This is a genomic window from Pseudomonas grimontii, assembly GCF_007858185.1.
In the GTDB taxonomy this organism is placed as follows: domain Bacteria; phylum Pseudomonadota; class Gammaproteobacteria; order Pseudomonadales; family Pseudomonadaceae; genus Aquipseudomonas; species Aquipseudomonas grimontii.
In genome coordinates this window covers 370,639-395,482 of sequence record NZ_VFES01000002.1, presented here as the reverse complement: position 1 = coordinate 395,482, position 24,844 = coordinate 370,639, and the positions used below count along the sequence as shown (strand labels likewise).

The 24,844-nt window shown below is 61.3% G+C and carries 21 protein-coding genes and 2 tRNA genes; 7 read left to right on the top strand and 16 right to left on the bottom strand.

The annotated features are described in order from the left end of the window. Positions 1–82 precede the first annotated feature (82 nt). The 4 genes from FIV39_RS05995 to FIV39_RS05980 all read left to right on the top strand — a co-directional run bounded on the left by FIV39_RS05995 (position 83) and on the right by FIV39_RS05980 (position 3,146). A tRNA-Leu gene (locus FIV39_RS05995) sits at positions 83–169 on the top strand. A gap of 154 nt (positions 170–323) precedes the next feature. Beyond that, positions 324–410: transfer RNA gene (locus FIV39_RS05990), tRNA-Leu, on the top strand. A gap of 145 nt (positions 411–555) precedes the next feature. Next, complete coding sequence (locus tag FIV39_RS05985; RefSeq protein WP_090400860.1) at positions 556–1,581, top strand: iron ABC transporter substrate-binding protein; 1,026 nt, start codon at positions 556–558, stop codon at positions 1,579–1,581. Next, positions 1,581–3,146, top strand: coding sequence for an ABC transporter permease (locus FIV39_RS05980; protein ID WP_090400861.1), 1,566 nt, complete (start codon positions 1,581–1,583; stop codon positions 3,144–3,146). Before FIV39_RS05985 ends, FIV39_RS05980 begins: the two co-directional genes overlap by 1 nt. Before the next feature lie 93 nt (positions 3,147–3,239). Here FIV39_RS05980 and FIV39_RS05975 read toward each other — a convergent pair whose 3' ends face one another. The 12 genes from FIV39_RS05975 to FIV39_RS05920 all read right to left on the bottom strand — a co-directional run bounded on the left by FIV39_RS05975 (position 3,240) and on the right by FIV39_RS05920 (position 17,585). Continuing rightward, the gene (locus FIV39_RS05975; protein WP_090400862.1) at positions 3,240–5,174 is read right to left on the bottom strand and encodes a methyl-accepting chemotaxis protein; all 1,935 of its coding nucleotides are present in this window, start codon (positions 5,172–5,174) and stop codon (positions 3,240–3,242) included. A 139-nt stretch (positions 5,175–5,313) separates the two neighbouring features. After that, entirely contained in the window at positions 5,314–6,603 is a 1,290-nt protein-coding gene (locus FIV39_RS05970; protein WP_027604896.1) for an adenylosuccinate synthase, read from the bottom strand. Positions 6,604–6,657: 54 nt separating this feature from the next. Beyond that, positions 6,658–7,845, bottom strand: coding sequence for an ATP phosphoribosyltransferase regulatory subunit (locus FIV39_RS05965; protein ID WP_090400863.1), 1,188 nt, complete (start codon positions 7,843–7,845; stop codon positions 6,658–6,660). Positions 7,846–8,138: 293 nt separating this feature from the next. Then, positions 8,139–9,005, bottom strand: coding sequence for a protease modulator HflC (gene hflC / locus FIV39_RS05960; protein WP_010213607.1), 867 nt, complete (start codon positions 9,003–9,005; stop codon positions 8,139–8,141). Beyond that, positions 9,005–10,180 carry an FtsH protease activity modulator HflK gene (gene hflK / locus FIV39_RS05955; RefSeq protein ID WP_090400864.1) on the bottom strand — a complete coding sequence of 392 codons (1,176 nt, stop codon included), beginning with the start codon at positions 10,178–10,180 and terminating at the stop codon, positions 9,005–9,007. Before hflK ends, hflC begins: the two co-directional genes overlap by 1 nt. A 96-nt stretch (positions 10,181–10,276) precedes the next feature. After that, a complete protein-coding gene (gene hflX / locus FIV39_RS05950; protein ID WP_027604899.1) occupies positions 10,277–11,578 on the bottom strand; it encodes a ribosome rescue GTPase HflX in 1,302 nt (433 codons plus the stop codon). 12 nt (positions 11,579–11,590) lie between these two features. Then, entirely contained in the window at positions 11,591–11,851 is a 261-nt protein-coding gene (hfq, locus tag FIV39_RS05945; protein ID WP_003171355.1) for an RNA chaperone Hfq, read from the bottom strand. Positions 11,852–11,945: 94 nt separating this feature from the next. Continuing rightward, positions 11,946–12,917, bottom strand: coding sequence for a tRNA (adenosine(37)-N6)-dimethylallyltransferase MiaA (miaA, locus tag FIV39_RS05940; protein ID WP_090400865.1), 972 nt, complete (start codon positions 12,915–12,917; stop codon positions 11,946–11,948). Then, positions 12,917–14,830 carry a DNA mismatch repair endonuclease MutL gene (gene mutL, locus FIV39_RS05935; protein ID WP_090400866.1) on the bottom strand — a complete coding sequence of 638 codons (1,914 nt, stop codon included), beginning with the start codon at positions 14,828–14,830 and terminating at the stop codon, positions 12,917–12,919. Before mutL ends, miaA begins: the two co-directional genes overlap by 1 nt. Continuing rightward, a complete protein-coding gene (locus tag FIV39_RS05930) occupies positions 14,830–16,251 on the bottom strand; it encodes an N-acetylmuramoyl-L-alanine amidase (RefSeq protein ID WP_090400867.1) in 1,422 nt (473 codons plus the stop codon). The genes mutL and FIV39_RS05930 overlap by 1 nt, the downstream gene beginning before the upstream one ends. Before the next feature lie 15 nt (positions 16,252–16,266). Further along, a complete protein-coding gene (tsaE, locus tag FIV39_RS05925; RefSeq protein WP_090400868.1) occupies positions 16,267–16,737 on the bottom strand; it encodes a tRNA (adenosine(37)-N6)-threonylcarbamoyltransferase complex ATPase subunit type 1 TsaE in 471 nt (156 codons plus the stop codon). Beyond that, positions 16,725–17,585, bottom strand: a complete 861-nt coding sequence (locus tag FIV39_RS05920; RefSeq protein WP_090400869.1) for an NAD(P)H-hydrate dehydratase — start codon at positions 17,583–17,585, stop codon at positions 16,725–16,727. Before FIV39_RS05920 ends, tsaE begins: the two co-directional genes overlap by 13 nt. 63 nt (positions 17,586–17,648) lie before the next feature. Here FIV39_RS05920 and queG point away from each other — a divergent pair, with 63 nt between their 5' ends. Beyond that, complete coding sequence (gene queG / locus FIV39_RS05915) at positions 17,649–18,713, top strand: tRNA epoxyqueuosine(34) reductase QueG (protein ID WP_090400870.1); 1,065 nt, start codon at positions 17,649–17,651, stop codon at positions 18,711–18,713. On the opposite strand, the gene FIV39_RS05910 is transcribed toward queG, so the two are convergent. Further along, complete coding sequence (locus FIV39_RS05910) at positions 18,710–19,327, bottom strand: trimeric intracellular cation channel family protein (RefSeq protein WP_172681530.1); 618 nt, start codon at positions 19,325–19,327, stop codon at positions 18,710–18,712. The genes queG and FIV39_RS05910 overlap by 4 nt on opposite strands. 180 nt (positions 19,328–19,507) lie before the next feature. Beyond that, positions 19,508–20,050 carry an oligoribonuclease gene (gene orn / locus FIV39_RS05905; RefSeq protein WP_010213620.1) on the bottom strand — a complete coding sequence of 181 codons (543 nt, stop codon included), beginning with the start codon at positions 20,048–20,050 and terminating at the stop codon, positions 19,508–19,510. 108 nt (positions 20,051–20,158) lie between these two features. On the opposite strand from orn, the gene rsgA reads away from it, so the two are divergent. Next, complete coding sequence (rsgA, locus tag FIV39_RS05900) at positions 20,159–21,190, top strand: small ribosomal subunit biogenesis GTPase RsgA (RefSeq protein WP_053139368.1); 1,032 nt, start codon at positions 20,159–20,161, stop codon at positions 21,188–21,190. Between the two features lie 49 nt (positions 21,191–21,239). Here the strand turns inward: rsgA and motB are convergent, their stop codons facing one another. Next, on the bottom strand, positions 21,240–22,262 hold the full coding sequence (gene motB, locus FIV39_RS05895; protein ID WP_090400871.1) for a flagellar motor protein MotB: 1,023 nt from the start codon (positions 22,260–22,262) through the stop codon (positions 21,240–21,242). A gap of 3 nt (positions 22,263–22,265) precedes the next feature. Continuing rightward, the gene (motA, locus tag FIV39_RS05890) at positions 22,266–23,117 is read right to left on the bottom strand and encodes a flagellar motor stator protein MotA (RefSeq protein ID WP_053139364.1); all 852 of its coding nucleotides are present in this window, start codon (positions 23,115–23,117) and stop codon (positions 22,266–22,268) included. A 167-nt stretch (positions 23,118–23,284) separates the two neighbouring features. On the opposite strand from motA, the gene FIV39_RS05885 reads away from it, so the two are divergent. After that, positions 23,285–24,820, top strand: coding sequence for an HDOD domain-containing protein (locus tag FIV39_RS05885; protein ID WP_090400872.1), 1,536 nt, complete (start codon positions 23,285–23,287; stop codon positions 24,818–24,820). The last annotated feature ends 24 nt before the right edge of the window (positions 24,821–24,844 follow it).

Genomic DNA, 24,844 nt, shown 5'->3' with positions numbered 1-24,844 from the left:
GTTTTTTTCATACCGGGGGTTTACAGCTAAAAATCCGCTCCGTATAGTGCGCGCCATCGACGACGGCAACGTTGTTGATGCTGCCCAGGTGGTGAAATTGGTAGACACGCCAGCTTCAGGTGCTGGTGATCGCAAGGTCGTGGAAGTTCGAGTCTTCTCCTGGGCACCAAATTCAGATCAAACCCGCGAAAGCGGGTTTTTTCGTTTCAGGCTTTTGATTTTTAACGAGAAAATTGATTTATATTTTTCGAATCAGGGGTTTACAGATTAAAAAGCCCGCCGTATAGTTCGCCCCATCAACAGCGGCAACGTTGCTTGATAATGCCCAGGTGGTGAAATTGGTAGACACGCCAGCTTCAGGTGCTGGTGATCGCAAGGTCGTGGAAGTTCGAGTCTTCTCCTGGGCACCAAATTCAGATCAAACCCGCGAAAGCGGGTTTTTTCGTTTCCGGGGTTTAAAAACTCCGCCTGCAATTTCCTTCCCGCGCCGCACTTGAGAAGTTTTATCGTTTATCCTTGCAATGATTTGTTGCACTCAAGTGAGGAAAACCCCGGATGATGATCCGCGATACCCGTCTCAAGACGTCCCTTCTGCGTGGCCTGACCATCACTCTGCTCGGCCTGACCCTACTCTCCCCCGCCGCCCATTCCGCCGACAAGGTCTCCCTGACCCTGTACAACGGCCAACACAAAGAAGTCGGCGACGAACTCGCCAAGGCCTTCGAAGCCAAGACCGGGATTCACGTCAACGTACGAAAAGGCAGCAGCAACCAACTGGCCAGCCAAGTCGTGGAGGAAGGCGACCGCTCCCCTGCCGACGTGATCTACACCGAAGAATCGCCGCCGCTGAACAAACTTGGCGAGCAAGGCCTGCTGGCCAAGATCGATGCCGGCACGCTCGACGTGTTGCCCAAGGATTACGTCGGCCGTAACGGCGACTGGATGGGCGTGACCGCACGCACCCGCGTCGTGGCCTTCAACCCGAAATTGATCGCCGAGAAAGACCTGCCCAAGTCGGTACTGGATTTCGCCGGCCCCGAGTGGCAAGGCAAGGTCGGCTTCGTACCCACCAGCGGCGCCTTCCAGGAACAAGCCGTGGCGATCATCAAGCTGCATGGCCGCGAAGCCGCTGAAGAATGGCTGACCGGCCTGCGCGCCTTCGGCAAGGTGTACAGCAACAATATGGTCGCCCTGAAGGCTGTGGAAAACGGCGAAGTAGCCACCGTACTGGTGAACAACTACTACTGGTTTGCCCTGAAAAAGGAAAAAACCAACCTCGATTCCCAATTGCACTACTTCACCGATGGCGATGCCGGCGGCCTGATCACCGTGTCTTCGGCGGCCGCGTTGAAATCCAGCAAGCATCCAAAAGAAGCCCAGCAACTGCTGGCGTTCATGGCCAGCGAAGAAGGCCAGCGCGTGATTACCAATACCTCGGCCGAGTACCCGCTGCGCAAAGGCATGCAATCCAACCGCGGCCTCAAGCCTTTCAACGAACTGCAACCACCGAAAGTCACCCCCGCCGACCTGGGCAACGCGGAAGAAGCCTTGGACCTGGAACGTGAGGTTGGCTTGAACTGATGAACCCATCGCGCCCCACCCCCGCCCTGCGCGGGGGTTTCAGCCCACGCCGCAAGCGCCCTTCGATCTGGCTACTGCTCCCTGTCCTGTTACTGGTTGGCCTGAGCCTGCTGCCGCTGGTATACGTCGGGCTGAAGGCCTGGCAGGCGGGCTGGGCGCAAGCGGTGCATCTGCTCTGGCGGCCTTATGTGTTCGGGTTGCTGCGCAACACCCTGGCGCTGATGGTCGGCGTGACGGTGGCGTGTGGCGTGATCGGCCTGTCCCTGGCCTGGCTGCTGGAACGCAGCAATCTGCCGGGGCGCCGCATCTGGGGCGTAGTCCTGTGCCTGCCGTTCGCGGTACCGGCGTTTGTCAGCAGCTTCACCTGGGTATCGCTGAGCGCCAACTTCGAAGGGCTCGGCGGAGCGATCCTGGTGATGACCCTGTCCAAATACCCACTGGTGTTTTTGCCGGTGGCGGCGACGCTGCGCAATCTTGACCCCTCCCTGGAAGAGTCGGCCCGCACCCTGGGACTGAATCGCTGGGGCGTATTCTTTCGCATCACATTACCGTTGCTGTGGCCATCACTGTTGGCCGGCGCACTGCTGATTGCCCTGCATATGTTGGTGGAGTTCGGCGCGCTGTCGATCATCGGCCTGCAAACCTTTACCACCGCGATCTACCAGCAATTCGAACTGGAATTCAGCAATGCCAACGCCGCGATGCTTTCGGCAGTGTTGCTGGTGATGTGCCTGACCCTGCTGTGGCTGGAACTGCGCGTGCGCGGCAAGGGCCGGCACGTGCGCATCGGGCAGGGCGCGGCGCGGCATGCGGCGCAGGTGCGACTGGGCCAGTGGGCGCCACTGGGCCAGGTGTATTGCCTGGCGCTGGCGATCATCGGCAGCGGCATTCCGCTGGGCATGCTCGGCTATTGGTTGGCGGTAGGCTCCTCGGCGGCGTTTCCGGCGGCCGAGATTGGTGAGGCGCTGTTGTCCTCCCTGGCACTGTCACTGGGTGGCGCCGCACTGTGTCTGGTGCTGGCGGTACCGGTGGGACTGCTGGTGGTGCGCTACAAGGGCCAACTGGCGATCTGGGCCGAGCGCCTGCCGTATCTGCTGCACGCCCTGCCCGGCCTGGTGATTGCGTTGACGCTGGTGTATTTCGCCCTGCATTACGTGCCGGCGCTGTATCAGACCTCGGCGCTTTTGCTGATCGCCTATGCATTGTTGTTTCTGCCATTGGCCCAGGCGCCGATCCGCACGGCCTTGAACAAGGCGGCACCGCAGCTGGAAGAGGCTGCGCGCACGCTGGGGGCGTCGTCGTTCAGTGCGTTTTGCCGGGTGACGCTGCCGATTATTTTTCCGGCACTGGGGGCGGCATTTGCGCTGGTGTTTCTGGATGCGATGAAGGAGTTGACGGCGACGTTGCTGCTTAGCCCAACCGGGCTGAATACCTTGGCGACTGCCGTGTGGGCACATACCTCGAATGTGGAATTTGCGGCGGCGGCGCCTTATGCGGCGTTGTTGATATTGGTGTCGGGGCTGCCGGTCTATCTGTTAACAACTCGGATGTACTTGAGCCGCTGAGATCGCCATCGGGGGCAAGCCCCCTCCGACATTTTGAATGCATTTCATCCCGAGGGAGGGCGCTTGCTCCCAATAGCGTCGGTCCAGGCGACGCTAAGCCCGGAACTGCCCCAGACTCGCCTTCAACTGCGCCGCCAACCCGTCCAGCACCTTGCCACTGGCGGTAGTCTCCACCACCGCCTGCGCCGCACGTTCGGCCTGGGCATGGATCACCTCGACCCGGCCTCGTACCGCATGGGCGCCCTGGGCTTGGTGCTCGGCTGCGCGGGTAGCCAGGCCAATCGCCGCATGCACCTGCTCCACTGAGGCCTGCACCGTCTGCTGCAAGCGCACGCTGTCGCGCAGCACCAGCAAGCCTTCGTTAGCCTGACGCCCGGCCTTGCCGATGGTTTCCACCGCTTCGCGCGCGCCCTGCTGCAATGCGACAATATGCGCCTGAATATCGCCCGTAGAGCTTTGGGTCTTGCTGGCCAACGCACGCACTTCGTCCGCCACCACCGCAAAGCCACGCCCGGTCTCGCCAGCACGTGCCGCTTCAATGGCCGCGTTGAGCGCCAACAGGTTGGTCTGCTCGGCGATGCCGTGGATGACCGTCAGCACCACCTCGATCTGCTCGCTTTGCTGGGCCAGACGCTCGATGACCTGGGAACCGGCCTGCACCTGCCCCGCCAGCGCCTCGATCAAACTGCCGACCTCAGCCGAAGTGCGCGAGTTCTCATCCGTGGCCTGGCGAATATCCACTACTTGCTGCAACGCTGCCTGCATGGCGTGGCTTTCGGCCTGGGCCTCGTCGGCCATTTGCGAGAGTGCGCGCAAACTCTCCGCCACCTCATCACGCTGCAAGCCGGCTGCCGCATCGGCGCCGGCATTGCGCAAGGTCATAGCACCGATTTCCACGCCGGTACGCTGCGCCACATCGCCCGCCTCGCGCACGATGGGTTGCAACTTATCCACAAAGCGATTGACCGCCGAGGCCATGTCGCCGATTTCGTCCTTGCTGTTGATTTGAACGCGCTTGGTGAGGTCGCCCTCGCCTGCCGCCAGGTCATCCATGGCCGCGATGAGCAGCTTCAGGCGGTTGACCACGCGGCGACCGAGGACCACGGCGATCAGCAGCAACACGCCGAAACCCACCACCGCCAGCCCCATGCCGATGCGCCAACGCAAGGTGCCGGCAGCCTCCTGCACGGCGCTGGTGGTATTGACGGTCATCTGGGTCGCAGTGGCTTGCGCCGACTGCAGGCGAGCGCCCATGGCCGCCGCGCTATCCGCCGCGGCACCTTTGAGGCTGTCCCCGACCAACTGATCACCACTGGCAATCAGTGCGGCAAAACGTTTGTCCAGCGCTTGCAGGTCGGCCTCGACCGACGCGGTCGACACCCCCATGAGCACCTTACCAATCTCCACGCCGTTAGGGCTGATGGAAGCCTCGACGTAGAACACTGAAGGATCGTTCTTCGCAGCGTTCAGGACTTTGTCCAAGGCGCGATCGCCCTGGCCTTTTTCCAGCAACGCTTTGTTGATTGGATTCTCGCGATTCAGGTAACGAGTCAGGTGCTCACCCGCCGCATCGTCATAGACCACAAACAGCACGTTGGGATTGCGCTGAGCGCGTCGGGCAAACTCGGACAGCGTCGGCACATCGCTGTCCCACATGGCACGGGGCGCCACCGAAGCCAGTAGCTGCGCCATATCATTGGCGGAGTCTTGCAGATCTTTTTCCAGGGTCGCACGCAATTGCTTCTGCTCTGCCTGCAGGCGCTCGGAAAGCCCAGCGGTCAGACGCTGACGTGTGCTGCTGGACAAGCTGTCCAGACTCGAGGTGACTTCCTTGCCGGCCTGAGCCAATTCACCGGACAGCTTCTGGCTGTCGATGCCCAGGCGACTGCCTAAATCGGCCTCCAGCGCCGTAACGGTGCTCCGAGTGAGAGCGACCGCCACCAGCACTTGCACCAAAAGAGCGATACCGAGGGTAACGAACACCGGCCGCAACAGACGGCTTTGTAACAATGAGAGAACGGCAGACATCGGGAATCCCTCCACCACGGGTGCCATTAATTTGATAGCACCGCGAAAGAGAGAAACATAGCAAGGGTCGTGCCGCTTGGCATGCAGATACGACAAAGGGCTCCCGAAGGAGCCCTTTGCTTTTTACATCAACAGCTTATTAAGCGAACGGGTGACGCAGAACGATGGTCTCGTTGCGGTCCGGGCCCGTCGAAATAATGTCAATCGGTGCGCCGATCAGCTCTTCTACACGCTTGATGTAGGCGCGGGCATTAGCAGGCAGCTCTTCCAGGGTCTTGGCGCCCACGGTCGATTCGCTCCAGCCAGGCACTTCCTCGTACACAGGCTGCAGGCCCACGTAGCTGTCGGCATCAACCGGGGCAACGTCCTTGCCTTCTGCATCTTTGTAGCCGACGCAGATGTTGATGGTTTCCAGGCCGTCAAGCACGTCCAGCTTGGTGAAGCAGATGCCCGAGATGCTGTTCACATCGATAGCGCGACGCAGGATAACGGCGTCGAACCAGCCACAACGGCGAGCACGGCCGGTGGTCGCGCCGAATTCGTGACCTTGCTTGGCCAGGTGCGCACCGACTTCATCGAACAGCTCAGTCGGGAATGGGCCCGAACCTACACGCGTGGTGTAGGCCTTGGTGATGCCGAGAATGTAGTCCAGGAACATAGGGCCAACACCCGAACCGGTAGCAACGCCGCCAGCGGTGGTGTTGGAGCTGGTCACGTACGGGTAGGTACCGTGGTCGATGTCCAGCAACGAACCCTGGGCGCCTTCGAACATGATGTCCTTGCCAGCGCGACGCAGGTCGTGCAGCTCGGCAGTCACGTCCAGCATCAGCGGCTTGAGCAGCTCAGCGTATTCCTTGCACTCGGCCAGGGTCTTGTCGAATTCGATGGCTGGCTCTTTGTAGTAACCCACCAGCATGAAGTTGTGGTAATCCACCAGCTCACGCAGCTTGTCTTCAAAGCGCGGCATGTTGAGCAGGTCGCCCACACGCAGGCCACGCCGCGCGACCTTGTCTTCGTAGGCCGGGCCGATGCCGCGACCGGTGGTACCGATCTTCAGCTCGCCACGGGCCTTTTCACGGGCCTGGTCCAGCGCAACGTGGAAGGACAGGATCAGCGGGCAGGATGGGCTGATACGCAGGCGCTCGCGCACCGGTACGCCCTTCTCTTCCAGCTTGGTGATCTCGCGCAGCAGGGCATCCGGTGCAACCACGACGCCGTTGCCGATCAGGCACTGCACGCCTTCGCGCAGGACGCCCGACGGGATCAGGTGCAAGACGGTTTTTTCGCCATCGATGACCAGGGTGTGGCCAGCGTTGTGGCCGCCTTGGTAGCGCACTACGGCGGCAGCATGTTCGGTCAGCAGATCAACGATCTTGCCTTTGCCCTCATCACCCCATTGGGTGCCCAGGACTACGACATTCTTACCCATAACACTTGTCCTCATTCGCGCAAACTTGGTGCCGGCGATGGCCGGCAGGAAAACTCAAGAAGCCAGTGGCGATACTTGCCAAAGCCCGTTCTGCAGAATCAATTGCCGGTCGCAGTCCGCTTCACGGGCGGCGGCCAATGGCTGCCCAGGCAACGCCTGGACAACACGCTGACCCTCACTGCGCAACTGGCAAACCTGCTGCCAGAGTGCTGCGTCCGTACTGTCAGGCATCCAGATGCCACCAGACGGCAGCTCGACCTCAGCACGCCCCAGGGTCACCAGGGTTTTCAAATCGGTGGAAAAGCCGGTGGCCGGACGCGCACGACCGAAGTCGGCGCCGATGTCGTCGTAACGACCACCTTGGGCGATGGCCTGGCCAACACCCGGTACAAACACCGCGAACACCACACCGGTGTGGTAGTGGTAGCCGCGCAACTCGCCCAGATCAAAATACAGCGGCAACTGCGGGAACCGCGCCGACAACCGCTCGGCAATCGCCAGCACGTCATCCAGTGCAGCCAATACCGGCGCCGGCGCATTGGCCAGGCGTTCACGTGCAGCCACCAGCACTTCACGACCGCCACACAGGTTGACCAGTGAGCGCAGCATGTCGGCCAGATCCGCAGGCACGCTGGCGGTCAGGGCGATGACTTCATCGATCGCCTTACGTTGCAGGGCATCGAATAGCTGCTGCTCGACTTCACCGGACAAACCGGCCGCACGGGCCAGGCCACGGTAGATACCAACGTGACCGAGGTCCATGTGGACATCTGGCACATCAGCCAGTTGCAGCATGGCCAGCATCAAGCTGATCACTTCAACGTCGCTGCTCGGACTGGCATCACCGTACAACTCCGCGCCCAACTGAATCGGGCTGCGAGAAGACGACAAGGCACGCGGCTGAGCGTGCAGCACGCTACCGGCGTAGCACAGGCGGCTAGGGCCTTCGCGGCGCAGGGTGTGCGCATCGATGCGCGCCACTTGCGGCGTGATGTCGGCACGGAACCCCATTTGCCGGCCCGATTGCGGGTCGATGACCTTGAAGGTGCGCAGATCCAGGTCCTGGCCCGCGCCGGTCAGCAGGGATTCCAGGTACTCGATATGGGGGGTCACGACAAACTCGTAACCCCAGCTCTGGAACAGATCCAACACCTGGCGACGCGCTACTTCGATGCGCGCAGCTTCTGGTGGCAGTACTTCTTCGATGCCATCTGGCAGCAGCCAGCGGTCTACCGTTGCCATTACGCCATTCCCCTATGATCCGGGCGGCCAGCCCTCGGCCGAGCCTTGAGTGAAGCAGAAAATACCCGCCCCCTGCATAAACCACGCGCAAGAGCGACGTGACGAACGACCTGTTAACGGCCTCGTCGGGCACTTTCCTCGAAAAACCTGTCACGCCTGCCGAATCAAACATGCAGACGCAAAAAAGCCGGGAATTTCCCGGCTGCCGCATCATACACCCGTTTTCTGAAAGGATCACCCCGCCAGGCGTTTTAGCCGCCCGACGGAGTGCGTCCTACAAAATCACGAGCTGGTTACTTGGACTTTTCCAGGTAGCGGAAGAAGTCGCTGCTTGGGTCCAGCACCATGACGTCGGTTTTGTTCGCGAAGCTTTCACGGTAGGCACGAAGGCTACGGTAGAACGCGTAGAACTCCTGGTCCTGGCCGTAAGCCTTGGCGTAGATCGCCGCGGCTTGGGCATCACCATCACCACGGGCCTCTTCAGACTCGCGATAGGCTTCTGCCAGCAGTACACGGCGCTGACGGTCGGCATCCGCACGGATACCTTCAGCCAGCTCGTTACCCTTGGCGCGATGCTCACGAGCCTCACGCTCACGCTCGGTGCTCATACGCTCGAACACGCTGCGGTTCACTTCCTTCGGCAAATCGATGGCCTTGACCCGAACATCGACAACTTCGATGCCAAGTTCTTTTTCCGCCATCGTGTTCAACGAACGAGTGATATCCGCCATCAGCGCATCACGTTCACCGGACACCACCTCGTGCAGGGTGCGCTTACCAAACTGGTCACGCAGGCCCGATTCCAGGCGGCGCGACAAACGCTCGTCGGCAATCTGCTTGAGGCCGGAGGTCGCAGTATAGAAGCGCTCGGCATCCTTGACGCGCCACTTGGCGTAGGCGTCAACCATCACGGCTTTCTTTTCCAGGGTCAGGAAGCGCTGTGTCGGTGCATCCAGGGTCATCAGGCGAGCGTCGAACTTGCGCACCTGGTTGACGTAGGGGACTTTCACATGCAGGCCCGGCTGGACATCCGCCTGGACCACACGACCGAATTGCAGCAGCACCGCACGCTCGGTCTGAGCCACGATGTAGAAGCAGTTCCAGGCAGCGATGACCACGACGACGCCCACAATCAGGGCGGTCAGCGATTTATTGCTCATCAACGACTCTCCCTGGTACGTGTTTGCTGTTGCAGCAAGTCAGCGGCCGCACGGGCGCTCGCTTCGTTGGCAGCGGCACTGGAACCGGTGGACGGTGCACTGGAGCTGCTACGACCACCTTCGATCATCTTGTCCAGCGGCAGGTACAGCAGGTTGTTCTGCCCACCCTTGCTGCCGGTCACGAGGACCTTGCTGGTGTTGCTGAAGACTTCCTGCATGGTGTCCAGGTACAGACGCTCACGAGTCACTTCAGGTGCCTTGCGGTACTCGGCGACCAGCTTGGTAAAGCGATCCGCTTCACCCTTGGCGCGGGAGACCACTTCGTCACGGTAACCGTTGGCATCCTCGAGGATACGCTGGGCCTGACCACGGGCTTCCGGCACGACGCCGTTGGCGTAGGTCTCAGCCTGGTTGCGCGAACGCTGCTCGTCTTCACGGGCGCGGATCACGTCGTCGAAGGCTTCCTGCACTTCACGCGGTGCCGCTGCGCTCTGTACGTTCACCTGGGTGACGGTGATACCGGTGCGATAGGTATCGAGGAACCGTTGCAGGCGCTCCTTGATTTCGCTGGCCATCAACTCACGACCTTCGGTCAGCACCTGGTCCATGGCGGTGGAACCCACCACGTGGCGCAGGGCGCTTTCGGTTGCGTGTTGCAGGCTGATTTCCGGCTGATCAACGTTCAGCACGAAGTCCTGCAGGTTGCTGATCTTGTACTGCACGGTCAGCGGCACTTCGACGATGTTCTCGTCTTCGGTCAGCATCTGGCCCTGCTTGGTATAGGCACGCTCACGCGTGACGTTCTCCATGTACTTCTTGTCGATCGGCGGGAAGTAGATGTTCAGGCCAGGACCGACAGTCTCGTAGTACTTGCCGAAGCGCAGTACCACGGCTTGCTCCTGCTCGTCCACGACGTATACGGCGCTGTACAGCCATACGGCCGCCAGCACGACAAGACCCAGGCCCAGCAGGCCGTAGCCACCGCCCTTGCTTGTGCGACCGCCTTCGTCACCACCACGTTTTTTTCCACCACCGAACAACCCATTCAGGCTTTCCTGCAGCTTTCGGAAGGCCTCGTCGAGATCTGGTGGCCCCTTGCGGTCGCCATTATTGCGGCGCTTACCACCCCAAGGATCCTGATTATTCGAGTTGCCACCCGGCTCATTCCAAGCCATAGCGCTCTCCATCTGATAAAGCAAAGACGCACCCACGGCGCGCCGACCAATGCTACAGAATGCCTGCTACTGCGGCACAACCGCTTTCGGAGGCTTTTATTGCAAAGTGTGTTGTTCGATGAACTCTGTCGGAACTACGCCTTCACGGCTGACCAGCCGATTGAGCTCCGAGCGCGGCAATCGAACGGCCAGCAAGCTGACACCTTCTTCGTCGTGTTCTTCTTTCTGTACCGCGCCCAGCTCGAAAAACTGTGCACGCAGTCGAGCAAAACGCTGAGGCAAGCGCAAGGTGCCGACGAACAAATCGCTGCCGAGCAACTCGGCAATAGCTTGTTCAAGCAGCTCCAAACCACTGCCATCGCGCGCCGACAGCCAGACCCGCTGGGGCTTACCGTTCTCGTCGCGCTGGATTTGTGGCTCAACGCCTTCAAGCAAATCGAGTTTGTTATAGACCTCGAGGATCGGCAAGTCCTGGGCACCAATCTCACCCAGCACGACCATCACCTGTTCAATCTGCAGCATGCGATCCGGTTCGGCCGCATCGATCACGTGCAACAACAGGTCGGAATTGCTCGACTCTTCGAGCGTAGACCGAAACGCCTCGACCAGCTTGTGGGGCAGGTGACGAATGAAACCCACGGTGTCGGCCAGGACAATCGGCCCCAGGTCGTCAATATCCAGACGGCGCAAGGTCGGGTCGAGGGTAGCGAACAGTTGGTCAGCCGCGTACACGTCCGATTTCGTCACGTTATTGAACAGCGTGGACTTGCCGGCGTTGGTATAGCCCACCAGGGACACGGTGGGAATATCGGCACGCGAACGGCCACGTCGCGATTGCTCGCGCTGGCTACGCACCTTCTCCAGTCGGCCCTTGATCTGGCGCAGGCGAACCCGCAGCAGGCGCCGGTCGGTTTCCAACTGGGTTTCACCCGGCCCCCGCATGCCGATACCGCCACCCTGACGCTCAAGGTGAGTCCAGCCGCGCACCAGCCGGGTGCTCATGTGGTCAAGCTGGGCCAGTTCGACCTGGAGCTTGCCCTCATGGGTACGGGCGCGTTGGGCGAAAATATCGAGAATCAGACCGGTGCGGTCGATCACGCGACACTCGAATACACGTTCGAGGTTACGTTCCTGACTGGGCGTGAGGGTGTGATTGAAGATCACCAGATCGGCCTCTTCGGCATGGACCAGATCGCGCAGTTCCTCGACCTTGCCACTGCCAATCAGGAATTTGGCGGTTGGCCGATGACGCGGCACGTTAAAAAACGCAACGGTCTCGGCGCCGGCCGAATTTGCCAACTCCTGAAACTCCTGCGGATCTTCGCGCGCCTCAGGGTCCTGTCCATCCAAGTGAACGAGGATTACTCGCTCACCACCACCGTGGCGCTCAAAGAACAAAGGAGACTCCTATCAGGCGTTACCTGGCTCAGCGTCAGCTGCATCATCACCTGCTGCACTAGGCAGACGGATTGGACGAACTGGAACCACTGTCGAGATAGCGTGCTTGTAAACCATCTGGCTGACGGTGTTTTTCAGCAGGATCACGAACTGGTCGAACGACTCGATCGTGCCTTGCAGCTTGATACCGTTGACCAGGTAGATGGAAACCCCCACTTTCTCTTTACGTAAAGTATTCAAGTAAGGGTCTTGTAGCGAATGCCCTTTTGACATGTGCCGCACTCCTTTAAGGATCAATAATAAAAAATCGGAAAATAGATAGCTTATGGCCGTCACACCCCCAAGGATAGACGGCAATTGCAAGGACTCAGCTCAATATGGAGACCGTTCCCAAGTATTTCAAGGCGCGTGACAGATTGTCGCTGTCCAGGCTGTCCAACCAGTACAAATCGCTCCAGCTGCGCAGCCAGGTAAACTGGCGCTTCGCCAATTGGCGCGTGGCAATGATGCCGCGCTCCTGCATTTCGGCTGACGTCAGCTTGCCATCCAGATGATCCCAGACTTGGCGGTAGCCTACAGCACGTATCGAAGGTAGCCCTGGATGCAGGTCACCTCTTGAACGCAGTGCTACGACCTCGTCCACAAACCCCTGTTCCAACATAATTGTGAATCTTTGTGCAATTCGTTCATGCAGCACCTGGCGATTTGCCGGAGCGATGGCCAGATTCGCCACAGTATAGGGCAATTGTGGCTGCCCAGATGCGCCTGCGTCAGCACTTTGCGCAGTTTGTTTCAGCCGCAGTTCAGTCATGGTCTGACCGCTCACACGCCAGACTTCCAAGGCACGACTGAGGCGCTGGGGGTCATTTGGGTGAATGCGCGCTGCGGACACCGGATCGACCGCTGCCAGTTGATCGTGCAGGGCCTGCCAGCCAAGGCGTGCAGCCTCTTCTTCGAGTTCGGCACGCACTTGGGCATCGGCGGGCGGCATGTCGGCCAGCCCTTCCTGCAAAGCCTTGTAGTAGAGCATCGTGCCGCCTACCAGCAACGGGATGTTACCCCGCGCGGTGATCTCGGCCATGGCGGCCAGGGCGTCGGTGCGGAAATCCGCCGCGGAATAGCTCTCGGCCGGGTCGATGATATCGATCAAACGGTGTGGATACTGCGCCAACAGCTCTTTTGAGGGCTTGGCGGTGCCGATGTCCATGTCCCGGTAAACCAGGGCAGAGTCGACACTGATCAGCTCGCACGGCAGCACCTTGGTCAGCTCGATGGCCAGGTCAGTCTTGCCAGCGGCCGTGGGGCCCATCAGGAAGATCGCGGGGGGCAAGGCACTCATCAACGGCCGCGCAAGAACAGTTTGTCCAGATCGTCCAGGCCCATCTGGGTCCAGGTCGGTCGGCCATGGTTGCATTGGCCGCTACGTTCGGTGTTTTCCATGTCGCGCAGCAAGCCGTTCATTTCCGGCAAGGCCAGGCGGCGATTGGCACGGATGGCGCCGTGGCAGGCCATGGTGCCGAGCAGTTCGTTGATGTGCGCCTGGATGCGGTCGCTGGTGCCGTACTCCATGAGGTCGGCCAGCACGTCGGCCACCAGCCGGTTGGCTTCGGCCTGCTTCAGCAGTGCGGGAATCTGGCGGATCGCCAGGGTTTCCGGGCCCAGGCGCTGCAATTCAAAGCCCAGCTTCTGGAACACGCCGTGGTGCTCTTCGGCGCAATCGGCCTCACGCTGGCTGACAGCAAGGGATTCGGGTACCAGCAACGGCTGGCCACTCAGGCCTTCACTGGCCATGGCGATCTTCAGGCGCTCGTACATGATCCGCTCGTGAGCGGCGTGCATGTCCACCAGCACCAGGCCATGGGCATTTTCCGCGAGGATGTAGACCCCCTTGAGCTGCGCCAACGCGTAGCCCAGCGGTGGGATATCACCGCCACCTTCCGGCAAGGCCACCGCGCCCGGCTCGGCACCTGGCAACGGCGCAAAGAATTCACGATAGGCGGCCTGCACCTCGGCCACCGGTACAGCCGATTGCGGACGCGGGGTGTATTGGTACTGATAACCCGCACCCGAGCCGGAGCCCGGCGCCGTGTAGCTCGGCTGGGGTTGCGGCGATTGCAGCAGGTTTGCCGCCAGGCTCATTTCACCTTGAGGGCCAAACTCACCCGCTTCGGGGCCGCTCGGGCGAACCACCGCCGTCACGATGGGCGCGGACAACTGGTCATCCGGGCGCACATCGCCCAGGGCACGGTGCAAGGTGCCATAGAGGAAGTCATGCACCATGCGCCCATCGCGGAAGCGCACTTCGTGCTTGGTCGGGTGCACGTTGACGTCGACCACCGAAGGATCGACCTCAAAAAACAGCACAAAAGTCGGATGCCGCCCGTTGAACAGCACATCGCGATAGGCCTGGCGCACCGCGTGAGCCACCAGCTTGTCGCGTACCGCCCGGCCATTCACAAAGAAATACTGCAAGTCCGCCTGGCTGCGGGAGAAGGTCGGCAAGCCCACCCATCCCCACAGGCGCAGGCCATTGCGCTCGATTTCAATCGGCAGCGCCTGCTCCAGGAAACCCGCGCCGCAGATAGCCGATACCCGGCGAGCGCGCGCCGCATCGTCATGGGCTTCGTGCAGGCTGAGGATGGTCTTGCCGTTGTGGCGCAGGTGAAACGCCACATCGAAACGCGCCAGGGCCAGGCGCTTGATAACTTCTTGCAGGTGATCGAATTCGGTTTTTTCGGCCTTGAGGAATTTGCGTCGCGCCGGGGTGTTGAAGAACAGGTCGCGCACTTCCACCGAGGTGCCCACCGGGTGTGCGGCCGGTTGGACCCGAGGCGCCATGTCGCGGCCTTCGGTTTCCACCTGCCAGGCCTGCTCGGCATCACGGGTGCGCGACGTCAGGGTCAGGCGCGCCACGGAGCTGATGGAGGCCAATGCCTCACCGCGAAAGCCCAGGCTCATCACGCGTTCAAGGTCTTCCAGGTCGCGGATCTTGCTGGTGGCGTGACGGGCCAGGGCCAGCGGCAGGTCATCGGAGGAGATCCCGCTGCCATCGTCACGTACGCGCAGCAGCTTGACGCCGCCCTGTTCCACATCGACATCGATGCGCCTGGCACCGGAGTCGATGCTGTTCTCCAGCAACTCCTTGATCACCGATGCCGGCCGCTCAACGACCTCGCCCGCCGCAATCTGGTTGGCGAGGCGCGGGCTGAGCAATTCAATGCGCGACCCGCTGTTCAAGACTGATTCGCTCATTACTGTGCCGCCAATTCAGTGCCAGGGATGGTCAACACCTGGCCGACCTTCAACTCGTCGGTCTTCAGGTTGTTGGCGCTGCGCAAGGTCGCGGCCGAAACCTGGAATCGCACCGCCAGCATGGCCAGGGTATCACCCGGCTGCACGCGATGATCACGCGGGCCCTGGGCGATTTTTCCGGAGTCACGCAGCCAGGCGATATAAGTGCCCGGCGGCGGGTTCTGCTGGAAGAACTGGCGCACACCGGCGCTGATGGAGCGCGCCAATGCCTGCTGATGGCTGGCACTGGCCAGCTTCGACGCCTCGTTCGAGTTGGAAATAAACCCGGTTTCCACCAGGATCGATGGGATGTCCGGCGACTTCAACACCATGAACCCGGCTTGCTCCACACGCTGTTTGTGCAGCGAGGTCACCCGGCCGATGTTGCTCAGCACCTTCTGGCCGACGTTCAAGCTGGAGGTCAGCGAGGCCGTCATCGACAGGTCAAGCAGTACACCGGCGAGCATCTTGTCCTTGTCATCGAGGGACACGTTGCCGGCCCCGCCGATCAAGTCGGAACGGTTTTCACTGTCGGCCAGCCAGCGGGCGGTCTCGGATGTGGCGCCGCGATCCGACAAGGCAAACACCGAAGCCCCGAAGGCGGCGGCCGAAGGTGCGGCGTCGGCATGGATCGAGACGAACAGGTCGGCGCCCTTCTTGCGCGCGATTTCGGTACGGCCGCGCAACGGAATGAAGTAGTCGCCGGTACGGGTCAGTTCGGCGCGGTAGCCTTTCATGCCGTTGACCTGGCGTTGCAGCTCACGGGCGATGGCGAGCACCACGTCTTTCTCATGCTGGCCGCGCGAACCGGACGCGCCCGGGTCTTCACCGCCGTGGCCGGCGTCGATCACCACGATAATATCGCGCTTGCCGGCGGGAGCTGGCGGCGGCGGTGGCAACTTGACCTGGGGTTGCGACGGGTTGACCGGCACGGCCGGCACTGTCGCCACGGCAGGGGTTGGCGCCGGTGGCGGCGCGGCATCGGCGGCGTTGTCGAACAGATCGACCACCAGCCGGTTGCCGTATTGGGCATTGGGCGCCAGGGAGAAGCTTTTCGGCGTCACGACTTTTTTCAAGTCGATCACCACGCGAAGGTCGGTCGGCGTGCGCTGCGCCGAGCGCATGGCGGTGATCGGCGTGTTGGCGGTGGACACTTTCAACGGCGCGGCCAGGGTCGCACCATTAATGTCGATCACCAGGCGATCAGGCGCCGTGAGGGTAAAGACACTGTGCTGGACCGGGCCAGACAGGTCGAACACCAGTCGCGTGTTATCCGGCGCTCGCCACAGGCGAACACTCTTCACCTGTGAAGCAGCCAGAGCATTGACAGTCATTGCCGCAAGCAACACCCCTACGACAGCAACCAACGCGCGAAAGCGCATACCTAACCCCACCAATTATTTGAATTCCAAAGCCAGAGCGGCACACCACGACTCACCGCGCGCGCCCTGGGGCAACAACTTCAGCTGACGTCCGTGATCATGCGGCGTAATGGTAATGGTCAGGTCCGGCTTTGGCAAAAAGCCTGTGCCTTTATCTGGCCACTCAATAAGACACAACGCCTCTTCATCGAAGTAATCACGGATGCCCATGAACTCGAGCTCTTCGGGGTCCACCAGGCGGTAGAGGTCGAAGTGGAAAGCCCGCACTGCGCCGATCTCGTAGGGCTCAACCAGAGTGAACGTGGGACTCTTTACCGCCCCCGTATGGCCCAATCCCCGAATGATGCCCCGGGACAGCGTGGTCTTGCCCGCCCCCAGGTCGCCTTCAAGAAAGATCAGGCCTGATCCGGCCGTGACCTGGGCAATACGCTGACCTAACGCCACCATGGCCTCTTCATCGGCCAGGAAAAGGATTACTTCAGACACGGCGACTGTTCCTCCAGCAATTGACGAATGGCGGGTATCAGGTCGCTGGCGGCCAATCCGCGACCAAAGCGGCCCTGGCGATCCCCTGCGGTGGCGTGCAACCAGACGCCCAGGCAGCTTGCTTCATAAGCCGGCATGCCCTGGGCCAGCAGCGCGCCCACCAGGCCAGCCAAAACGTCACCGAGGCCTGCCGTCGCCATCGCCGGATGGCCTTGATCGCAGCGCGAAACGCGCCCGTCGGGACTGGCAATCAAACTGCCAGCACCCTTGAGGATAGCCACTGCATTAAATTTCTGGCTCAACGCGCGCGCCACCTTAAGACGGTCGGCCTGAACCTCGGCTGTCGAAATCCCCAACAAGCGCGCGGCCTCCCCCGGATGCGGGGTGATCACGCACTGGGCCGGCAGGCTCACGCTGCCAGTTGCCAGTTGATTGAGCGCGTCGGCGTCCCAGACTTGCGGCAGCCGGGCATTGGCCGCGACAGACAACAGGCTTTTACCCCAGGAGGCTTCGCCCAGGCCGGGGCCAATCACAATCACCGAGATTTTTTCCAGCAAGCCCATCAACTGGTTGGCCGAACTCACGCCGACGGTCATGACTTCCGGCAAGCGGGCCAGCGCAGCCGGCACATGCTCAAGGCGAGTGGCCAGGGACACCAGGCCCGCGCCACTGCGCAAGGCGCTTTCGGCACAGAGCAGCGCGGCGCCGCCAAAGCCCCGGTCACCGCCGATCATCAGCAGGTGGCCGAACTGGCCCTTATGGGCGTCCGGGGCACGCGCAGCCAGTTGCGGCAAATGGCCGGGCAACAATGACTGAACGTCGGTTATTTCGTGTTTTGTCTGCGGCATGCGTCTTCAAGCTCCGATGTCTGGCAGAATTATACCCATCTAACCTGTGGTTTCCCGTGTCTCATGCCCGCTATTACCTCCGATCTGCCCGCCCTCGCCCAATCGATCAAAGACTGGGGCCGCGAGCTGGGCTTTCAACAAGTCGGCATCAGCGGCCTGGACCTGGCTGAGCATGAACAACATCTGCAACGCTGGCTCGACGCGGGCTACCACGGCGAGATGGAATACATGGGCGCCCATGGCAGCAAACGCTCGCACCCGGACGAACTGGTGCCAGGCACTCTGCGCGTGGTGTCGCTGCGCATGGATTACCTGCCCGGCGATACGCAGATGGCGCTACTGCTGGCAAAACCGGAAAAAGCCTATATCTCGCGCTACGCCCTGGGCCGCGATTACCACAAGCTGATCCGCAAGCGCGTGCAGCAGTTGGCCGACCGTATCCAGGCGCAGATCGGGCCTTTCGGCTTTCGCGCCTTTGTCGACAGCGCGCCCGTGTTGGAAAAAGCCATTGCCGAACAAGCCGGTCTTGGCTGGATCGGTAAAAACACCCTGGTGCTCAATCGCAAGGCCGGCAGTTATTTCTTCCTGAGCGAGCTATTTGTGGATTTGCCGCTGCCGGTCGATCCGCCGCACAGTACCGAACACTGCGGCCGCTGCACCGCCTGCCTGGACATCTGCCCTACCAATGCGTTCGTCGGCCCCTATGTACTGGACGCCCGGCGCTGCATTTCCTACCTGACCATCGAACTCAAGAGCGCGATTCCTGAAGACCTGCGCCCACTGATCGGCAACCGGGTATTCGGCTGCGATGACTGTCAGATCGTTTGTCCCTGGAATCGTTTCGCGCGACCCACTGCCGAAAGTGATTTCAAGCCACGGCACAATCTGGATAACGCAGAACTGGCGGAGCTGTTCATGTGGGATGAGGATAAATTCCTCAGCAGTACCGAAGGCTCGCCTTTGCGCCGTGCCGGTTATGAGCGCTGGCTGCGCAACCTGGCGGTGGGCCTGGGCAACGCGCCGTCGAGCATCCCGGTGCTGGAAGCCTTGAAGGCGCGTCGGGATTACCCGTCGGAGCTGGTGCGCGAGCATGTGGAATGGGCGCTGAACCAGCACGCAGCGCGTTAGTGCACGTCGTCGTTATAGACGAATTTGGGCATTTCCCAGTGAAAGCGGATCGCCAGCAGGCGCAATAGAAAACCGCTGAACAGGGTCAGTAGAATTGCCTGCTCGCTGGGCAGTTCCAGGTAGAGGCACAGCAGGTAGAACCAGGCGGCGAGGAACGACACGCTGGCGTACAGTTCACGGCGAAAGATCAGCGGAATATCGTTGCAGAAAATATCCCGCAGAATGCCGCCGAAGACGCCGGTGATCACCCCGCTGACCGATGCCACCAGCATGCCGTGGCCCATTTCCAGGGCGGTCATGCAGCCAATCAACGTAAACGCGACCAGGCCCACGGCATCCAGCGCGAGGAACAGCGAGCGCAGGTGGCGCATCAACGGTGCGATAAAGATCGTCACCAGCGCCGCGACGGAGGTAAGCACCAGGTATTCGGGATGCTTGACCCACGTCAGCGGGTAATGCCCCAACAGCACATCGCGCACCGAGCCGCCGCCCAGCGCCGTCACGCAGGCGATCAGCACCACACCAAACCAGTCCATGCCGCGCCGGCCGGCAGACAAGGCGCCAGTCATGGCTTCGGCGGTGATGGCGATGAGGTAGAGCATCAGCAGCATGATGGCGATCCTTGCAAAGAGGCCGGCAGTCTAATCATTTGCTGATGGCACCAAAAGGGGGCGCCTGGCGATAAATCGAGTTGCCTGCCATCGGGGGCAAGCTCCCTCCCACTCTTGACCGAGTCGTCATGGCGAACGCGGAACAAATGTGGGAGCAGGCGTGCCCGCGAAGGCGCCGGTTCTTCAAGCCTTGATGAAATGCTTGCGGTAATGCTGCAGCTCGGCGATCGACTCGCGAATATCATCCAGCGCCAGGTGGGTGCTGCCTTTATGGAAGCTGTCTTTGACTTCCGGCGCCCAGCGCGCAGCCAGTTCCTTGAGCGTGGACACGTCCAGGTTGCGGTAGTGGAAGTAGCTTTCCAGCGCCTTCATGTGGGTATAAAGGAAGCGACGGTCCTGGCAAATGCTGTTGCCGCAGATTGGCGACTTGCCTTTGGGCACCCACTTTTCCAGGAAGGCAATGGTTTCGGCTTCGGCTTCGGCCATGCTGATGCGGCTGTCACGCACGCGCTGGGTCAGGCCGGAGTTGCCGTGGGTGCGGGTGTTCCACTCGTCCATGGTGGCGAGCACGGCGTCGCTGTGGTGGATGGCGATCACCGGACCTTCGGCCAAGGTGTTGAGGTTGCTGTCGGTGACAATGGTCGCCATCTCGATGATGACGTCGGTGTCGGGGTTCAGACCGGTCATTTCCAGATCGATCCAAATCAGGTTCTGTGGGTTTTGCATGGCTTGATTCTCTTGGCACCTTGGCGTAGCTGCGCAGTTTAGCAGGCGGGGCCGTGCTAGACTCGCGACCGTTTTACCTAACCTTTGCATTATCGACACGGAACACCAATGGCCAAACGCCAGCTCAATCGTCGCCAAAACTGGCGCATCGAAAAGATTCAAGGTGAACGCGCCGCACGCGCCGCCAAACGTGAATCCTCCGCCGTGGACGCGCTCGAGGGCGGCGACCTGGGGCCCGAACAGACGGGCCTGGTGATCGCGCACTTTGGTGTGCAGGTCGAAGTCGAGGCGCTGGAAGGCGAACTCGCGGGCCAGGTGTTCCGCTGCCACTTGCGCGCCAACCTGCCTGCGCTGGTGACCGGCGACAAGGTGGTCTGGCGCGCCGGCAACCAGGGCATCGGCGTGATCGTCGCCCAACTGCCGCGCACCACCGAACTGCGCCGCCCCGACAGCCGCGGCCAGCTCAAGCCGGTAGCGGCCAACGTCGACATGATCGTGATCGTGTTCGCGCCGCTGCCCGAGCCCCATGCCAACCTGATCGACCGCTACCTGGTGGCGGCCGAGCATGCCGGCATTCGCCCACTGTTGCTGCTGAACAAATTCGACCTGATTGACGAGCAGAATGCCCCCGCGCTCAACGCGCTGCTGGCGGTCTACCGCACCCTGGGCTATCCGGTGCTGGAAGTCTCGGCCCATCACGGCAACGGCATGGAACAGCTGCAACAGCAATTGGACGGGCGTATCAGCGTGTTTGTCGGCCAGTCGGGCGTAGGTAAATCCTCGCTGGTCAACAGCCTGCTCCCGGAAGTCGATACCCGCGTGGGTCCGCTGTCGGAGCTGTCCGGCCAGGGCACTCACACCACTACCACGGCGCGGCTGTTCCACTTCCCGGGCGGCGGTGAGTTGATCGACTCCCCTGGTATTCGTGAATTCGGCCTCGGCCACGTCAGCCGCAGCGATGTGGAAGCGGGCTTTATCGAATTCAACGACCTGATCGGCACCTGCCGCTTCCGCGATTGCAAACACGATCGCGAGCCGGGCTGCGCCCTGCTCAAGGCCCTGGAAGACGGCCGCGTGCAGCAGCAGCGCATGAACAGCTATCGGTCGATTATTGCGAGCCTGCCGGAAAGCAGTTACTAAACTTGCGAAACAATAAGGCCGCGATCATCGCGGCCTTATTGTAGGTGACTTAGGAACCCGTCCCAGGCACCGCAGGGGCTTTCACCCCACCCTCATCAAACAGGTTCAGCTTCTGCCGCAGCTCATGGGCCGGCAATGGCTCCTGGCCGGGCGGAATGGCGTTCGGATCGGCCGGCACTTCACCTGGCGCGCCCGCTCCCGGCGTTGGGCCCGGTGGTGGTGCGGGTTGATCACCTTCAATCGCGCGCTGGGCCTTTTTGGTCAACACCACGATGTCGATACGGCGGTTGATCGGATTGAACGGATCCTTGGGATCAAACAGCTGTGAAGAGGCAAAACCCACCACCCGCGCCACTTGCGGGTCCGGATAGCTGCCGGCAACCAGTGCCCGACGCGCCGCGTTGGCACGGTTGGCCGAAAGCTCCCAGTTGCCAAAATCACCCTGGCCCGCGTAGGGCTTGGCGTCGGTGTGGCCACTGATGCTGATTTTGTTCGGCACTGCCTTGATGGTGTCGGCCATGGCCAACAGGATGTCTTCAAAGTATGGTTTCAGGCGCGCGCTGCCAGAGTCGAACATCGGCCGGTTGGCGGCGTCGGTGATCTGGATGCGCAAGCCATCCGGGGTGATTTCGAACGAAATCTGATCCTTGAACTTCAGCAGTTGCGGATTTTCCTCAACCTTGTTCTGCAACTCTTGCAGCAGCAGCTCAAGACGTTCCTGCTCGACCTGCTCAGCCATGGCCTCGACGGTGTCGCGCTCGATCGGGATTTTTTCCTGCGGTGCTTCGGTTTTGACTTCCGGGTTGATGGTGCGCTCAGGCGCCAATTGCGGTGAACCGCCGAGGTCGATCACGAAGGGCGTACCGCTTTCCGAGAAGCCAATCGGGTCTTTGAAGTAGCCGGCGATGGCGATCTTCTGTTCGGGTGTGGCGGTGGACATCAGCCACAGCACCAGGAAGAACGCCATCATCGCCGTCGCAAAGTCGGCGAAGGCGATTTTCCAGGCGCCACCATGGTGCCCCGCAGCGAAGCGCTTGACGCGCTTGATGATTATCGGCTGGTTGTTTTCCATGGCTTAGCGACCGCGAACCGCTTGTTCCAGCTCGGCGAAGCTTGGGCGATGCTTGGGGTACAGCACCTTGCGACCGAACTCCACCGCCAACGAAGGCGGCATGCCGGAAGCGGAGGCTACCAGGCTGGCCTTGATCGATTCGTACAGGTTGATTTCTTCCTTGGCGTCGTGGGCCAGGGAGGTCGCCAGCGGGCCGAAGAAACCGTAGGCCGCGAGAATACCGAAGAAGGTCCCCACCAGCGCCGCACCTACGTGCATGCCGATAGCCGCCTGGTCACCTTCGCCCAGGGAGGCCATCGTCACCACGATACCGAGTACCGCCGCGACGATACCGAAGCCGGGCATGCCGTCGGCCACACCGGTAACGGCATGGGAAGGATGCTCCAGCTCTTCCTTGAGGCTGAACAATTCCATGTCGAACAGGCCTTCCAGCTCATGGGGAGCCATGTTGCCGGAGGACATGATGCGCAGGTAGTCGCAGATGTAGGCGGTCATGCGCTCATCTTTGAGCACGGCCGGGTACTTGGCGAAAATCGGGCTGGCCGCGGCGTCTTCGATGTCGGCCTCGATGGCCATCATGCCTTCGCGGCGGCTCTTGTTGAGGATCTCGTAAACCAGGCCCAACACTTCCAGGTAGAAGGTGTGGGTGAAGCGCGAACCGAACATGCCCAGCGACTTCTTGATCACGTGCATGGTCATGTAGCCGGGGTTCGCCTGCAGAAAGGCACCCAGTGCCGCACCACCAATAATCATCACCTCGAAAGGCTGGATCAGTGCCGCAATTTTACCGTGGGACAGGACGTACCCGCCGAGCACGCTCGCGAAGACGACGATAATGCCGATAATTTTAGCCATAGGAGATGAGTACTTGCGCCGTCGGGTTCATGGACATATTTGGGGGAACTGAAAAACTCTTGTTCTACTTATCGGCAAAACTGCGCCAGACTATAGCCCGTTAAGGCGAAAAGCCAGTTCGGCCCGCTCCGGGTGTGTTGACCGCAAGTGATGATCGCGCCCCAATCATGGCTAATGAAACGACAGTCCCAACTGCAAAACCTACTTCTCTAGCCGCTTGGATCAAGCGCCTGGACGAAGTGCTGCTGCCTGTCCCACAGGCCAGCCATGACCGCGTGTGCAAAGCCATACGCGATAGCCGCAGTTCGTTGCGAGATATTGCCGAGCTAATGCAAAACAGCCCGGCCCTGGTGCTCAGCGTGATGCGCGAGGCCAACAGCCACACCCATGGCAGCCTGACGGCGCCGGCGGAAAACCTCGAAGTGGCGCTTAACCGCCTGGGCCTCAAACGCGCCGAGGAACTGCTGGCACGCCTGCCGTCGGTGCCCGCCCCTGACATTCCCGTCGCGCTGCGCCAGCTGTTGCTGGTCAGCCAACACGCCTCGCAACAAGCCAACGGATTATTCGGCAGCCGCCTGGCGCGGCTGTGGCAGGACATTCACTGGGGCAGCCTGCTGTTTCTTTCACCGCTGTGGCCTATGGCCGTTGCCTATCCCAAGCTCCTGGAGGAATGGGAACTGCGGGTCATCCACAAAGGCGAGTCGGCACGCAAGGTCGAACAGGAATTGTTCGGCGTGCGCCTGCTGGACCTGTGCCTGGGCTTGACCGAGACATGGCACCTGCCGATCTGGGTGTCCCAGGGTTATACCCTGTTGCGGACCGAGCAGCGCCTGCTGGTCAAGGCCCTGCATATCGCCCGCGAAGACGACCCCCTGCGCCACCAGCAATTGCTCGACGCCGAACCCAACCTGCGCCGCTGGCTGAATCAGCCGGCCAATACGGTGCTGCTGGCCAACGGCTTGGCGATGTCGGCCCAGGAGTCCTGGACCTGCCCGCATACCCAGCGCTGGCAATACCTCACAGCACTGTACCTGCAGCAGCCCCTGAGCGAAGTGCAGCAACAGGTCCACCAGCAAGCCGTCACCAGTGCCCGCGACACCTTGATGCCCGACCTCTGGCACCCGGCGCTGTCGCTGATCTGGCCGTGGCATGTGCACAAGATTCATCGCGGCCTGCTGCCCGCGCCACCGCCTACCGCCGAAGCCCTGGCCGTCTGGCGCAAGCGCTGTACCGAACTGCTGGTGGAGCCGAGCCGCTTTGCCAACGCCATGCATTTGACCACCTGCGCCAAGGAAGCCTTGGTAGCCAGCGGCATGCAGCGCGTCCTGTTGTTTATGGCCGATCGTGCCCTGAGCACCTTGCGCGTACATCAGGCCGACGGCCTGCCGAAGGATGCCGCCAACCTGAGCCTGGATGTGGTCAACAGCACGCTGCTGCAGCGCCTGCTGGAAAAGTCGGCCCAGGTGCGCCTCACGCCGGAAAACCACGCGCAGTTCTCGGCACTGCTGCCGCCGATCCTGCGCCGCCTGTTCACCGGCGAGCACCTGTTGTTGCGCTCCATGAGCTGCAACGGTCGCGTGGTGATGGTGATGGTCGCCGACCAGGGCGGCGGGCCGTTCTCGGAAACCACCGTGCAGGCCTTCGGTAAAACCGCCCAATGCATCGAGAAAGCCCTGCACAGCTTTACCAACCGCAGCGCCTGATGCTTGCGCTACAATCGCCGTCCT